The 14204-nt window shown below is 69.0% G+C and carries 13 protein-coding genes and 1 tRNA gene; 12 read left to right on the top strand and 2 right to left on the bottom strand.

Going from position 1 to position 14204, the window contains the following annotated elements; all coding sequences use genetic code 11:
* Nucleotides 1-276 precede the first annotated feature (276 nt).
* The gene (locus GS424_RS03145) at nucleotides 277-1833 is read left to right on the top strand and encodes a helix-turn-helix domain-containing protein (protein ID WP_160943499.1); all 1557 of its coding nucleotides are present in this window, start codon (nucleotides 277-279) and stop codon (nucleotides 1831-1833) included.
* Between the two features lie 94 nt (nucleotides 1834-1927).
* The gene (locus GS424_RS03150) at nucleotides 1928-2599 is read left to right on the top strand and encodes a peptidylprolyl isomerase (protein WP_160943500.1); all 672 of its coding nucleotides are present in this window, start codon (nucleotides 1928-1930) and stop codon (nucleotides 2597-2599) included.
* Between the two features lie 8 nt (nucleotides 2600-2607).
* Here the strand turns inward: GS424_RS03150 and GS424_RS03155 are convergent, their stop codons facing one another.
* A complete protein-coding gene (locus tag GS424_RS03155; RefSeq protein WP_244977652.1) occupies nucleotides 2608-4197 on the bottom strand; it encodes a LuxR C-terminal-related transcriptional regulator in 1590 nt (529 codons plus the stop codon).
* A gap of 288 nt (nucleotides 4198-4485) precedes the next feature.
* Between GS424_RS03155 and GS424_RS03160 the strand changes: the two genes are divergently transcribed.
* The 3 genes from GS424_RS03160 to GS424_RS03170 all read left to right on the top strand — a co-directional run bounded on the left by GS424_RS03160 (nucleotide 4486) and on the right by GS424_RS03170 (nucleotide 7812).
* Nucleotides 4486-6147: an FAD-dependent oxidoreductase gene (locus GS424_RS03160; protein ID WP_160943502.1), complete on the top strand. Its 1662-nt coding sequence runs from the start codon at nucleotides 4486-4488 to the stop codon at nucleotides 6145-6147.
* A 194-nt stretch (nucleotides 6148-6341) separates the two neighbouring features.
* A complete protein-coding gene (locus GS424_RS03165; protein WP_160943503.1) occupies nucleotides 6342-7022 on the top strand; it encodes a cytochrome c3 family protein in 681 nt (226 codons plus the stop codon).
* 145 nt (nucleotides 7023-7167) lie between these two features.
* The gene (locus GS424_RS03170; RefSeq protein WP_160943504.1) at nucleotides 7168-7812 is read left to right on the top strand and encodes a DNA-3-methyladenine glycosylase family protein; all 645 of its coding nucleotides are present in this window, start codon (nucleotides 7168-7170) and stop codon (nucleotides 7810-7812) included.
* 389 nt (nucleotides 7813-8201) lie between these two features.
* On the opposite strand, the gene GS424_RS03175 is transcribed toward GS424_RS03170, so the two are convergent.
* A tRNA-Val gene (locus tag GS424_RS03175) sits at nucleotides 8202-8276 on the bottom strand.
* A gap of 298 nt (nucleotides 8277-8574) precedes the next feature.
* Here GS424_RS03175 and cpaB point away from each other — a divergent pair.
* Genes cpaB through GS424_RS03210 form a run of 7 tightly spaced genes read left to right on the top strand, consistent with a single transcriptional unit; the run spans nucleotide 8575 to nucleotide 14197 of the window.
* Nucleotides 8575-9219, top strand: a complete 645-nt coding sequence (gene cpaB / locus GS424_RS03180) for a Flp pilus assembly protein CpaB (RefSeq protein ID WP_160943505.1) — start codon at nucleotides 8575-8577, stop codon at nucleotides 9217-9219.
* Nucleotides 9216-10574 carry a CpaE/TadZ family protein gene (locus GS424_RS03185; protein ID WP_160943506.1) on the top strand — a complete coding sequence of 453 codons (1359 nt, stop codon included), beginning with the start codon at nucleotides 9216-9218 and terminating at the stop codon, nucleotides 10572-10574. Before cpaB ends, GS424_RS03185 begins: the two co-directional genes overlap by 4 nt.
* Nucleotides 10562-11884, top strand: coding sequence for a TadA family conjugal transfer-associated ATPase (locus GS424_RS03190; protein ID WP_160943507.1), 1323 nt, complete (start codon nucleotides 10562-10564; stop codon nucleotides 11882-11884). Before GS424_RS03185 ends, GS424_RS03190 begins: the two co-directional genes overlap by 13 nt.
* Nucleotides 11854-12822 carry a type II secretion system F family protein gene (locus GS424_RS03195; RefSeq protein WP_160943508.1) on the top strand — a complete coding sequence of 323 codons (969 nt, stop codon included), beginning with the start codon at nucleotides 11854-11856 and terminating at the stop codon, nucleotides 12820-12822. The genes GS424_RS03190 and GS424_RS03195 overlap by 31 nt, the downstream gene beginning before the upstream one ends.
* Nucleotides 12822-13763, top strand: coding sequence for a type II secretion system F family protein (locus GS424_RS03200; RefSeq protein WP_160943509.1), 942 nt, complete (start codon nucleotides 12822-12824; stop codon nucleotides 13761-13763). The genes GS424_RS03195 and GS424_RS03200 overlap by 1 nt, the downstream gene beginning before the upstream one ends.
* A gap of 18 nt (nucleotides 13764-13781) precedes the next feature.
* The gene (locus GS424_RS03205) at nucleotides 13782-13982 is read left to right on the top strand and encodes a Flp family type IVb pilin (protein WP_154334776.1); all 201 of its coding nucleotides are present in this window, start codon (nucleotides 13782-13784) and stop codon (nucleotides 13980-13982) included.
* The gene (locus GS424_RS03210; RefSeq protein WP_186938550.1) at nucleotides 13946-14197 is read left to right on the top strand and encodes a hypothetical protein; all 252 of its coding nucleotides are present in this window, start codon (nucleotides 13946-13948) and stop codon (nucleotides 14195-14197) included. Before GS424_RS03205 ends, GS424_RS03210 begins: the two co-directional genes overlap by 37 nt.
* The last annotated feature ends 7 nt before the right edge of the window (nucleotides 14198-14204 follow it).

The raw sequence follows: 14204 nt of genomic DNA on the forward strand, positions 1-14204 counted from the left end.
TCCTCTTTCTCCTTGCTCCTTGCTCCTTGCTCTTTGCTTGATCGGCGCCGCCTCGAACGATCGGCGCCCTCGATCACCGTACGGGTTGGGGGCTTGCGCGCCATCGAGCGCACCGCCCCATTTTTGCTCGATCGACCGCGCCGCAGGTGAGGGGCATCGGGAGGGGGCCCTTAGGGTGCTCCATCCGATATGCGGCGAAGGGGAGGTTGCTATACTGGGCGCGGGGATGATGTCGAGCCGCGCGGGGGACGCGGGGCTCGGAAGAAGGAGGGGAGCATGGGGACGTGCCTGCGGAGCAAGCTCACGGCGTTTTGCCCTGATTGGCGATCGCTCGATTTCTACATCGTGCTGCTGGGCCTCGCATTCTGCCGGGCGTGGATCGTGCTGTGCCTTTCCGCCGTCGCGGTGACCACGCTCGTGTCGCATTCGAACTGGATGTTCCTGCTTGCCGGCTCCGTGGCGGCCGCCGGCGTGGCCGTCGCGGCACGGCGTGCGGCGACGCAGGCGCGATTCGAGGTGCGGCTGCGCGGCGTCACGGGCGCGCTCACCGTGCTGTGCGCCGTCGCGATGCCGATAGCGTTGGCGTGCGGCCAGCCGATCATGCTGGCGGTGCTCGTGGTCGTCGGGGGCGCCGCCTCGAGCTTCTTGCAGGTGCTATGGGGCAACGAGTACGCGCGCCGCCCGGTTCCGTTCGCGCTCGCGTGCTACCCCGCCACGGCCGTGGTCATCGCCTTGCTCATCGCGCTCGTCGTCGGCGAGCGCGGGTTCCTCGCGTTCTTCGTGTTCCCGGTCATGTCGTTCGTGCTGCTGCTGGTCGAAACCTCGCGCATCGACAAGGAGCGCCCGCGCGACGAGCCTTCGGGCGCAGCGGCCGCGCCGGTTGTCCCGGCCGCCCCCGCCGTGCCGGCGGAGCGCGATCGGCCGGCCCTGTCGCGCAAGTCGATCGCCCAGCTGATGGTGAGCATCGGCGTGTTCAGCTTCCTGTGCCGGGTGTTCGACTCGCTTCCCGGCGAGGGCGTGATCGACCCCTTCGTGGTGTTCGGCGGCAGCTCGGTGTTCGCGCTGGCCGTGGTGGGCATCCTGTTCCTGCTGTTCGCCTTCCTGTGCGGCGATCGCTTCGAGCCCGTGTTCGCCTACCGCCTGTCCCTTCCGCTCATGGCGTTGGGCATGGCCATCGTCTCGCTGTTCTTCTACGACCATTGGGCGCTGTCGGTGCTGCTCATCGGCATCGGCTACGAGCTGTTCGACATCGTGACGTGGATTCTGTTCGTGGATCTGGCGCAGCGGCGCGAGGACGCGGGCGGGCGCTACCGGGTGTTCGGGCAGGGCGTGGCCGCCACGCTGTGCGGCATGGGGCTGGGGTATCTCGTCGGAGGCGAGCTGCACGCGCGCCTGCTGGCGGAGTCCGTGCAGATGTCCACGGTGGGCATCCTCTGCGTCACCGTTTTGGTGGTGACGGCGTTCCTCGTCATTCCCGAGGGGACGATCGCGCAGGTGGTGGGTCGTCGGGGGCGTCTGCGCGGCGGAGAGCGCGACGGCGAGGAGGGGGAGGGGCCTGCGGCGGGCGCGGCGGATGTGGGCGCTCCCGCGGTGCCGCCTTTGGAGAAGCGCTGCGAGGCCCTCGCCATCGAGCGGCATCTGACGCCTCGCGAGGGCGAGGTGCTCGTGCTTCTGGCGCGCGGGCGCACGCTGGCCATCGTCATGCGCGATTTGCAGATAGCCAAGGGGACGGCGCAGACGCACATCGAGAACGTGTACGCGAAGCTCGGCGTGCATAAGCAGCAGGAGCTCATCGACCTCGTGGAAGGCTGCGAATTGAAGGATGGGGCCTGATCGGAGCAAAATACGATGCTCCATCTGATGCGGGGGACGGGGGCGTGGGTATCATGGGAGTCGCACATGGTCCAAGTGATACAAGGAGGCACCTATGGGACGAATCGTCTTGCCCGTATACACCCCGCACTACATCCCCACCGGCGACGAGGTCGCCGTCATCGAGACGTCGCGCGGCACGATCCGCGTGCAGCTGGTCGGCAAGGACGCGCCCGTGACCGTGGGCAACTTCGTCGAGCTGGCGGCGCGCGGCTTCTACGACAAGCTGAAATTCCACGCGCACAAGCCCGGCTCCGTGGTGCTGGGCGGTTGCCCGACGACGCGCACGCTGGGGCCGGCCCAGGTGGACGCCGCCGCGCGCGGCGTGATCCGCGGCATCCACCCCGGCACGGGCGACGCGCGCTACACCATCGTCGACGAGTGGGAAGCCAACCCGAACAACAAGCACGTGCTGGGAAGCCTGTGCATGGCGCACAAGTCCGACCCGAACTCGGGCAGCTGCCAGTTCTACTTCTCGCTGTCCGAGCAGCCCGAATTCGACGACAAGTTCACCGTGTTCGGTCAGACCGTCGAGGGCCTCGACGTGGTGCAGAAGCTGACGATCGGCGACGCGATCGTGCATATCGGCATCGAGGGCGCCGACGAGGAGGCGCTCGCCGAAGCGATCTCCCACGAGCTGCCTCGCCCGAAAACCCCGAAGGAAGTGCTCGAGGAGCTGGAGCGGGAGCGGGCCGAGCGCGAAGCGGCGGCGGCGAAGGAAGAGTAAACGCCTCCCTACTCGTACGTTTCCACCAGATCGATCAGCTCTTGCTGCTTGTGGACGTCCAGCTTGCGGTAGATGTTCTCGATGTGGGTGCGGGCGGTGCCCTTCGCGATCTGCAGGTCGCGGGCGATGATGGAGAGGGTGCGGCCGTAGGCCAGCAGCACGATCACCTCGCTCTCGCGCGGCGTCAGGCCGTAGTCGCGCGCCACGCACGCGCAGTGCTGCTCGAGGCGGCCCGCGCCCGCGTCCGCGGTTGCGACGGCGGGCGCTTCCTCGGCCTCCTTCTCCTTGCGGCTCGTGCGCATCGTCTGCGACAGCTGCGACACCACGCCTTCGGGCAGCACCATGAACGCCACCACCACGAGGCACAGCGTCGCCAGCATGGCCACGACGGAGATCTGCACGTCGCCGCTGGCGATCATCGCGTCGCACGCCTTGCCCGCCAGCGTCCCCACGCCCATGCCCGCGAACATGAACGCCACGCCCAGCCCGAAGATGTGCAGGGCGTTCTCGTTGCGCCGGCGCGACACGTCCACGAACAGCACCCAGGTGAGGATGTCGAAGAACTCGTAGCCCGCGTTGATCAGCAGGATGGACACCGCGGCGTGCGTGTCGAAGAACAGCGCGATGGCCACGAATCCCGCCACCATGATGGGCAGCGACAGCCGGTACGTGAGCGTCGCGTTGAAACGGTCGCGCAGCTTCGCGGCGATGAGCAGGAACGCGACGCCCACCGCCATGAGCGCGAAGATGGCGCTTCCGCCGATGAAGGAGAACGGGTCGACGTGGGACGGCATGGCGTCGAACAGCCGGCACAGGAACGAGAACGTCATGATGGAGAACATGAGCTTGCCCACACCGAACTTCGCGCTGGGATCGCAGTCGCGCTCGCGCTCGCGGTCGCAACCTGCGGGCTCACCGACGCGTCCGTCCGCCACGCCCTCGTCGGCGATCGCGCCCGAGGATTCCCCTATCGGCTTCTGGGCGAGGTCGCTCCACGACAGCCCGGTGCGGTTCGCCTCGAACAGCAGCAGGCCGAATGACAGCAGCGGGATCACCGCGAAGCCGATGAGGCTCGTGTGGTCGCTCGACATGCCGGCCACGAGGGCGGTGACGATGGCCGCGGCGGGGGAGGCGATCGTGGCGAAGAATGTGGCGTGGCGGGCGAAACGGTCGCCCCACAGCACCTGGAGCGGCCCGGCGCCCAGGCCGCCGACGACGAACCCGACCACCATGAGCGGCTCGCTGCCCATCCAAAGCGCCAGCGGGATGATGATGCCGCTGGCCGCGAGGGCGACGGGCGTGAACCGGAACAGCGCGACGCGCACGGTTCCCTCCCGCTTCCCGCTGCGGTTCACCACGAACGACACGGCCAGCGCGCTCAAGGCGCCGAACAGCAGATAGGCCCACGTGAACGAGGATGCGGCCCCGGCGACGAGCGGCGCGCCCAGGCAGAAGACGATCCACGCGCGGCACAGGCCGAATCCGATGACGGTGATAAGGTAGTCGAGCGTGCGCGAATCGCGCTCGGCGGCGGTTGCTTCCGCCGCCGATTCGAACGCCAGCTCGCCGACGCGTTCACCCTTGGTGCCGTACTGCATGTGCATCTCTCCCCAGCGTTCATGCCACGGGTCGCGCCGATGAGCGCGGCTCCCTCCCGTCTGCAACAAAACCATGTGTAGTATCATACGCAATTTCAAACGTTGATCAAATCGGATGGAGCATCCGATAGGCGGTTGACCAGGAAAATCCTATCCAACGTCAGATACCGCGCCCAAAATCAGACTGCTCATCAGATGTGCCTTCCCGGTTGGAAGCGTAGGGTTCGTCCTTGCAAGAACGGATGCTTCTAAGGAGGGGCATTCATCCGAGTAGGAGGAAGGAACACTATGAGCAAAGGCATGGAAGGCGGAGTTTCCCGTCGTTCGTTCCTGAAGGGCGCGGGCGTCGCTGCCGCCGCCGTGGCGGGTTCCGCCGCGCTGGCCGGCTGCGCGTCGGGTTCGACGGGCGCGGCTTCGGGCGATTGGATGCCGAAGAGCTGGGACTACGAGTGCGACCTGCTGGTCATCGGCTACGGCGGCGCGGGCATGTGGGCGTCCCTCATCGGCGCCGACGAGTGCGGCCAGGAAGTCATCGTGCTGGAGAAGGCTCCCGAGCGCGGCGGCGGAAACAGCTCCATCAACAACGGCGAGTGGACCATCGTCGAAGAGAACGAGAAGGACCGCTTCGCGAAGTACATCAAGGCCTTCACGCACGGCAAGACGCCCGAGCCGATGATCGACGCTTGGGTGAACGAGTGCGCCCGCAACACCGAGTACGCCGACAAGTACGGCATGACCTACGAGGTGTCCGAGGTCGCGTTGGCCGGCGCCATTCCCGAGTACTACTTCTTGGACGACAACGCCTACGAGGGCTCCTGCAAGCTGTCCTCCGTCGACGGCTTCGGCATGCTGTCGTTCCACGAGCTGGACGCGCAGCGCGAGAAGCTGGGCGTGCAGGTCATGTTCGACTGCCATGACGAGCGCCTCATCCAGAACCCGGACACCAAGGAGATCGTCGGCGCGTACACGATGATCGGCTCCGAGGAGAAGACGGTGAAGGCTCGCAAGGGCGTCATCCTGACGCTGGGCGGCTTCGAGTTCAACGAGGACCTCAAGAACGAGTACCTCAAGTGCTACCCCTTCAAGTTCGAGGGCTGGCAGTACAACACGGGCGACGGCATCAAGATGGTCGAGGACGTGGGAGCAAAGCTGTGGCACATGGACATGGCGATCTCCATGTACTCCATGTGGACGCGCGATCCCGAGAACGACTTCTCCATCCTGTACTTCATGCCCGGTTTCAGCTACTTCAACGTGAACCGCCTGGGCAAGCGCTACGTCAACGAGAACAGCATGGGCTCGCCGCACAACGGCTGGCACACGCTGCTGCACTTCGATGACGCCATCGACGACTACGACCGCATCCCGTCGTGGTGCATCTTCGACCAGAGCTGCTTCGACGCCGGCAAGATGTCCACGAGCCAGGGCGACTCCTTCGAGTGCGGCAACTTCGCGTCCGACCTGCCGGATTCCATCCGTGCGTGGGACGGCTGGAGCCAGGACAACAAGGCCGAGCTCGACAAGGGCTGGATCCTCAAGGGCGACACGCTGGACGAGCTGGCCAAGAAGATCAAGGACTTCGACCACTGGATGGACCCGGAGACCCTGAAGGCCACGTTCGACGAGTACCAGGCGTTCTGCGAGGCTCAGAAGGACGCGCGTTTCGACCGCTCCGAGAAGACCCTCGTCGCGCTGGACGAAGGCCCCTACTACGCCATCTCCATCTACCCCGGCTCCTGCTCCACGCTGGGCGGCCCGATGAAGAACGAGCACGGCCAGGTGCTCGACCCGGCTCAGAACCCCATCCCGCGCCTGTACGCGGCGGGCTGCTTCGGCAACTTCCAGAGCCACAGCTACGGCATCACCGGCGGCAACAACGCCGAGAACCAGGTGTGGGGCCGTATCTCCGCGCGTCACGCCGCAGGCCTCGAGGCCTGGGACGCGAAGTAGCGAACCCCTCGATGATCGGTCCGGCGCTCCGCTCCCCAGGGGCGTCGGATGCGACTCTACCCCTTGCGCCCGCCGTTCCCTCGGCGGGCGCGCCCCGGCGGGAAACCGCCGGCCTTCCGTCCGCCTCATGCTCGGCGGGCGCAGGGGCGGGAAACCGCCCGACAACTGCAAGACGAGATTGATAGGAGAAGCGCATGACCGTGCAAGCACACGCCGCCGACCGGCGCCTCGTCGTGCTCGCCGTCCTCGGCGTCGTCCTCGCGCTCACGGCCGCGATGTGGACGCTCGCGGGCTGCGCGCCGAAGGCGGAAACCGACGCCCCGGCCGAGTCCGGGCAGCAGGCGGAGGGCTCCGGCTCCGGCTCCGCCGCGTCGGCCATGGACGGCCAGCCCGTGAACTGGACGATGGAGTCCGACTGCTCGATGTGCCACACGAGCGAGGCCGAGTCGGCGACCGACGCCGCCTGCCCGCAGGCGACGGCCCACGAGGCCGAGGGCGTCGCGTGCGCCCAATGCCACACCGACGAGGGCGAGCTCTCGACCGCGCACGCCGACGTGAAGTTCGGCGACAAGCCGGCCTCGAAGCCGACGATGGTCACGGTGGACCCGGCCACGTGCGAGTCGTGCCACGGCACGCTCGAGGACATGGCCGCCAAGACCGCCGATTCCACGGCGCTCACCGACGACAAGGGCACCACCGTGAACCCCCACGAGCGCCCCGCCGGCGAGAAGCACGAGGAGAACCCGGCCACGTGCACCGACTGCCACAACAACCACTCCAAGGATTTGGAGAAGGATGCCCAGAAGTACTGCGCCCAGTGCCATCACCGCGGCGTGTACGAATGCGGCACCTGCCACGAGTTGCGCGAGCGCTAGGAAGCTCCAACCGAGCATACCCGCTCGAGGCGGAATCCCCTCCCTCCCTTTCCGCCTCGAGATTATCGAAGACCCGGCCCCTCCCTCGGCCGGGTCTTTCGCTATACTGGGCCGAAACGAGGCACGCGACGAGAAGGGCGGCGGCATGGCGGTGTTCGAATACGGCGACGAGGAGGTCGCGTACCTCGCCGCGCGCGATCCCCGGCTGGCCGAGGTGATGGCGGCGGTCGGGCATATCGAGCGCGACGTACACCCCGATCTGTTCTCCGCGCTCGTGAACTGCATCGTGGGGCAGCAGATTTCGACGAAAGCCCAGACCACCATCTGGAACCGCGTGCTCGAGACGTTCGGCGAGGTGACGCCCGAGACGATGGCGGCCTGCTCCGACGAGGAGCTGCAAGGGGTGGGCATCTCGTTTCGCAAGGTGAGCTACATCAAGGGCGCGGCCGAGCGCGTGCGGTCCGGCGAGGTGGACCTCGCCGCGCTGGTCGAGCTGCCCGACGACGAGGTGTGCCGCACGCTGTCGGCGCTGCCGGGCATCGGCGTGTGGACGGCCGAGATGCTCATGACGTTCTCGATGCAGCGCCCCAACATCTTGAGCTGGGGCGACCTGGCCATCCAGCGTGGCCTGCGCATGGTGTACCACCATCGGCGCATCACGCCCGAGCTGTTCGCGAAGTACCGCCGCCGCTACGCGCCGTACGGCTCGGTGGCCAGCCTGTACCTCTGGGAAGTGGCCGGCGGCGCCATCCCCGGCATGAAGGATTGGGCCCCAAAGGGCGGGAAGTAAGGGCTGGCGCTTCGTCGTCCGGTTTCGTCGAGTCTCGTCCCTTGGTCTGACGCCGGGCCCGGTTCTGCGAAGTTCCCGCTTCTGGCCTGGCTCTTTGGTGCGGGGTCGCGCTTGCGGGCCAGCGGGCGCGCCCCGTGCCGATCCGCGTCGGGCGCAGCGGGCGATCGGCGTGGCGAGCGACGCCCAAGCCCCGAGGTTCCTGCCGCGCCATAGGAGTGCCGGATACCGCCGCCCTCCCAAGCCTCGGCCTCCCGCTGCGCCATGGGTGTGGGGCGCGGCCATCGCGCTCCGTTGCGAATGTTTCACGTGAAACATTCGTTTGTTTATCCGTTGCTGACAGCGACGAAAAAAGGGCCGTCGGAACATCCGACGGCCCTTCTCGTATCCGATGGTGGGCGATGAGGGATTTGAACCCCCGACCTTGTCCTTGTAAGGGACCTGCGCTCCCGCTGCGCCAATCGCCCGTGTTTCGCAGCCTTGCGGCGAGCACCCATTCTCGCATAGAAGACGCGATCGCGCAACGAATCCCCAGGAAAGCCTCATCTTGCGCCCCTGCGTATTGGAACGCGTTGGATCGGCGTGAGATTTCGCGGTGCGGCGCGTGCAATGCGCGTTGGAAACGCGGGCACGGCACGTGGAATCGGCGTTCGCTCGGCGTGGGAAACGGGTGAGATCCAGACGGTTTTTCATGGTGAACTGTGCCATCAAAACGTGAGATGAGCTGGTCATACTGAAAGGAAGAAACGCGGCGGAGAGGACGATATGAAGCGGAGCAGAACAACGATCATCGGCATCGCCTGCGGGCTGGCATGTGCGGCATGCGTGTTCGCATACACCCAGGGCGTGCGGGGCGAGGCCGACGCGGCTCGGGCGGAGGCGCTGGCGCGCTACGGGGGCGAGCAGCTGGAAGTGTGCGTGGCGAAGCGCGATATCGCGGCGGGCGAGTCGGTGGATGCGGGCGCGGTGGAGACGCGCCTGTGGGTGGCCGACCTGCTGCCTGCCGAGGCGTTCCGGTCGGCCGACGACGTGGTGGGGAAGAAGGCGTCGTCGACGATCCTCGCGGGCGAGGTGCTGTCGGGACAGCGCTTCCGCGATGCGGGCAACCGGCTCGACGTTCCCGAGGGCCTGACGGCGGTGAGCGTCCCGGCGAAGGACGTGCAGGCGGTGGGCGGCGCCATCGCGGCCGGGTCGCAGGTGGATATGTACGCCACCGGCGGCACGTCGACCGACGTGCTGGCGAGCGACGTGCTCGTGCTGGCCACGAGCGCAAGCTCGCAGGAGTTGTCGGGCGCGAACGTGTCGTGGATCACCGTGGCCGTCGGGCCCGAATCGGTGCAGGAAATCGTCGCGGCGGCGCAGAAGACCGAGCTGTACTTCACGCTGCCGGGAAGCGAGGGGGAGCGATGAGCGGGTCCTTGGTGGCGCTGTGCGCCGATACGATGAGCTTGCAGCATCCCGAGTCCATCGGGCTGGTCGGCGAGAACCTGGCCGCGCAAGGGTGGCTGCGCCTCTTCTCCTCGGCCGAGGAGGCGCGCAGGTTCCTGCGCGCGGATCGTCTCGTGGACGAGGTGTGGGTGGCGTCGAGCGACGACGTCGCGCCCATCAACCTGGCGGCCACGATCAAGCGCGACCGCAGCGACCGCTGCGTGTGCATGCTGGCGTTCGAGGACACGGGCTCGCTGAAAAGCCGGGTGAGCGCCACGGGCATCGACGCCTCGCTCACGCGCCAGGCGCTGGCCGAACGATATGCGCGGCGCAAGCAGGCGTACGCGTGCCCGTGGTCGATGGCGACGCCCCCGACGCAAGCGCCCGCACCTGCCCCTGTCCCCGCCCCGGCTCCCGCGCCGACGCCCGCATTCGCGCCGACGGCCGCCCCTGCCCCGGCTCCCGCGCCGACGGTCGCGCCCCGGCCGATGCGGTGCGAAGAGCGCCGCCCGCGGGCGCATGCCGGGTTCCTCCTGCCCGTGGTCAGCGGCAGCGGCGGCGCGGGCAAGAGCACCGTAGCCGTGCTGTCGGCGCTCATCGCGCAGCGGATGGGCTTCAACACCTTGCTGCTCGACTTCGACCTGCAATTCGGAGACGTCCCGGCACTCATGGGCGTGCAGAACCCGTTGACCGTCGACGACGTGCTGGCCGCGCCGGCGCGCCTCGACCAGCTGCGATCGGACGGCCGGCAGCCGGCCGTGCTGGCCGCGCCGCGCCATCTCGAGGACAGTGAGGCGGTCGTCGAGCGCGCGCCGCAGCTGCTCGACCAGCTGACGGCCCGCTTCGACGTGGTGGTGGCGAACACGGGTGCCGCCTGGGCCGAACAGCATGCCCTGCTGCTCGAGCGAAGCTCGAAAGCGCTGTTCCTGGTCGATCAGCGTCCGTCGTCGCTGCGCGCCTGCCAGCACGCGCTCGATCTCTGCGCGCGGTGCGGCATCGCGACCGGCCCCTTCCTGTACGCGGTCAACCGATGCTCGAAGAACGCGCTGTTCACGTCCATCGACGTATCGTGCGCGCTGCGCGGCGCCCACGTGTTCGAGCTCAAGGACGGCGGCGGCGAGGTGGAGGAGCTGCTGGGGGCGGGTTTGCCGTCCGAGCTGCTCTCGTCGAAGAACGACTTGTGCGCGAGCCTCGAGCAAGCGCTGTCGGCCGTGTTGCCGGGCGACGGGCGCGCGGCATCGCGGTCGGAGGAGGGCGCGCCGCGCGCAGCGGGGTTCCGCCTGCCGGTGAGCAAGCGCCCCCGCCGTCGGAGGAAGGAGGCTCCATGTCTCTCATGAGCCGCGTGCGCGACGTCGACGGCACGCCGTCGTCCGCACCCGATTCGGGCGACGCGGCGTTGGAGCGGCTCAAGGAGCGCATCCAGACGTTCGTGTCCATCGACGAGATCGCCGCCATCATGGCGGAGCAGCCGGGCCGCGCCCGCAACGAGCTGAAAAGCGCGTGCCGCCAGGCCTTCGAGGACGCTGCGTGGGCGGGCGTTCCCGAACGGGAGCGGCAGCGCCTGACCGACGACCTCATCGACACGGTGTTCGGGTTCGGCCCGCTCGAGTCGCTGCTGGCCGACGAGTCCGTCACCGAGATCATGGTGAACGGCCCCGCCGACGTGTTCTTCGAGCGCGACGGGCGCCTGTGCCGCAGCGAGCAGCGTTTCGCCGACGACGGCCAGCTGCGCGCGCTCATCGACCGCGTGCTGGGGCCGTTGGGCCGCCGCATCGACGAGGCGTCGCCCATGGTGAACGCGCGGCTGCCCGAGGGCCACCGCGTGCACGTGATCATCCCGCCCCTCGCGCTCGACGGCCCGGTGATGACCGTCAGGAAGTTCGCGAAGCGGGTGATAACCTTGGACGATATGGAGGCAACGGGGTCGTTCGACGGGACGATGCGTGCGTTTCTCGTGTGGGCGGTTCGCGCGCGCAAGAGCATCGCCGTGTCGGGCGGCACGGGCAGCGGCAAGACCACGCTGCTCAACGCGCTGTCCTGCGAGCTGTCGCCGTCCGAGCGCATCATCACCATCGAGGACTCGGCCGAGCTGCGGTTCTTGGAGCACCCGCACGTCGTACGCCTGGAAGCGCGGCCCCGCAACGCGGAGGGCACGGGCGAGGTGACCATCCGCGACCTCGTGACCAACGCGCTGCGCATGCGGCCCGACCGCATCGTGGTGGGCGAATGCCGCGGCGCCGAAGCGCTCGACATGCTGCAGGCCATGAACACCGGCCACGACGGGTCGCTGACCACGCTGCATGCGAACTCGCCGGCAGACGTGGTGTCGCGCCTCACGACGATGGTGCGCTACGCGGTCGATCTGCCCGTGGACGTCATCGAGTCGAACGTGGCCAGCGCCTTCGAAGTGATCGTGCAGACGGCGCGCGCGTTGGACGGGTCGCGGTTCGTCTCGGACGTGGCCGAGCTGGTGTACGACGGCGAGAAGCGCTGCTGCTCGGTCCGCGCGCTGTTCGCGCGGGGGCTGACGGAGCGGGCGGGCCGGTGGAAGGCGCTTCCGTCGTGGATCGACGAGGCGGCGAAGGTCGGCGCAGCCGATCGCGAGGAGGTGGAGCGATGGAAGCGTACGGTGCGCTTGTCGGCGTAGGCGCGCTCGCCGCGTTCGGCTGCGGTGCGGCGGCGAGCGCCTCGGTGGCGGGGCGCTCCCGCCGCCGGCCGGCCTCGGTCGTCGGCGACGGGGCGGTCCGCTCCGGGCGGCTCGCCTGGTTGCTGCGCAACGGGGTGCGCGGGACGCTGCCGGTTGCGCGGGCGCTGCTGGGCGGCCGCATGGTGGCCGGGCTCGTGCGCGAGGCGGTCCGTACGGCCGACGCGCGCGGCCTGATGACGACGGAGGAGGCGCTGCTGTCGGTGTGCCTTGCGGCGCTCGCCGGGGCCGGGGTGTGCGCGGGCGCGGTGTCGAGCTCGCTCGTGTGCGGGATCGCCGTCGTCGCGTGCTTGTGCGCGTGCGCGGTCGTCTGGCTGCGCACGGTGCAGGACAGGCGGCGCGATGCCATGCGCGAGGCCATCCCCGACGCGCTGCGCTCGATGGGCGTGTGCTTCCAGTCGGGTCTGTCGCTGCTGCAGACGTTCCAGCAGGTGGCGAGCGAGGTGCAGGAGCCGCTCGGGTCGTTGTTCGCCCGGGCGGCGCATCGGATGGAGACCGGCGAGAGCGCCGGGCGCGCCCTGGACGTGCTGCGAAGCGGCTCGACGGTGGCCGAGCTGGCGTTCGTCGCCGTGGCGCTCGACGTGCAGCACCAGGCGGGCGGCAGCATGAAACAGGTGCTCGACGCCGCGCGCGACACGGTGGAGAGCGAGATCGGGCTGCGGCGCGCGCTGCGCGTGCAGACGGCGCAGGCGAAGCTGTCGGCGCGGGTGGTGAGCTTGCTGCCCTTCGTGCTGATAGCGGTGTTCTCGCTGGTGAGCGAAGGGTTTCTCGCACCGTTCTTCGAGAGTCCGCTGGGGGTCGCGCTGCTCGTGCTGGCGCTGGGCATGCAGGTTGCGGGCATCGCGGTCGTGCGTCGCATGCTGGCCGTGGAGGTGGGGTGATGCCGTGGGAGCAGGCGCCGTTTCTGGTTGCGGCGGCGATGGCGGCTGCGGGCGTGGGCGGCGGGGTGGCGGGCGCCTCGCTGCTCCGAAGGCGCGCCGCGACGGCCCGTCGCGACCGGTTGCGCAAAGCGGCCGCCGCGCGGGATGGGGAGGCGGAGCCTGCCGGCGGCGAGCTGCACTGCGTTCGGTACGCGGCGCAGCTCAGCCAGCGGCTCGCCCTCGGCGCGACCGATTCGCTTGCCGGTCGCCTGCGGCTGGCGCGCGCACGGCAGTGGTTTTCCCGGCACGCGAAGCAGGCGGGTTTGGAGCGCGTCGTGTCGCCGGGCGGATTCTGCGAGGCCGCGGTGCGCCTGACGTGCGCCGGCGGGCTTGCGGGCGCGCTCGTGGGGGCGGTGTTCTCCACGGAGCTCGCCGTGCTCGGCGCGCTCGCCGGGGCGGCGGGCGGCGCGCTCGCGATGCCCCGGGCCGTGAAGCGGGCGCGCCGCGAGCGCGCCGACGGGCTGGAGCGCGACCTCTCGGAGATGCTCGAGGTCGTGGCGCTCGGCTTGCGCAGCGGGCTGTCGTTCGACCGCGGGTTCGCGCTGTACGGGGCGCACTTCGCCTCGGAGCTGGCGTGCGCGTGCGCCAGCGCCCAACGCGCCTGGTCGATGGGCTTGACGAACCGCGACGACGCGCTGCGCGACCTGGCCGCATCGTACGACTCGCCGCTGTTCGCGCGCGTCGCGGAGAGCATGGTGCGCTCGCTGCGCTTCGGCTCGTCGCTGGCCGAGGGGCTCGAGTCGGCTGCGGCCGAGGCGCGCGCGGTGCATCGTGCGCAGGTGGAAGAGCAGGTGGCGAAGGCCCCGGTGAAGATGATGGTGCCCACTGGCACGCTCATCTTGCCGGCCATGCTGCTGCTCGTGCTGGGGCCGGTGCTGCTCGAACTGATGGAAGGGTTGTAGGAATGAGGAGGTTTGCGCATGGAAGCGTATTGGAGATGGATGGCGCGGGCGACGTGCCGTGTTCGGCGGGCGCTCGATCGAGAGGATGGGCAGGGCACGACGGAGTACGCCATCCTCGTGGGCGTGCTGGTGGTGATCGCCATCATCGCGATCACCGTGTTCCGGCCGAAGCTGCAAGAGCTGTGGGACGCCATCGCGGAAGGGATCAACGGGCTGTAGGCGACGGGCGGGCGCGGCGCGCGCCGGACGAGCGCGGGCAGGGGACGGTCGAGTTCGCCTTGGTCACGGCGGCGTTCGTGGCGGTGATCGTCGCGTGCGGCGCCCTGTGGCGCGGTTTGGAGGCCGGCATGTTCGTCGACCACGCGCTGGCGTCGGCCTCGCACCATGTCCAGATGACGATGCCGGGGTCGGTGGCCGATGTGTTCCTGTATTAGCAACGCG

Source organism: Eggerthella guodeyinii, assembly GCF_009834925.2.
GTDB lineage: Bacteria > Actinomycetota > Coriobacteriia > Coriobacteriales > Eggerthellaceae > Eggerthella > Eggerthella guodeyinii.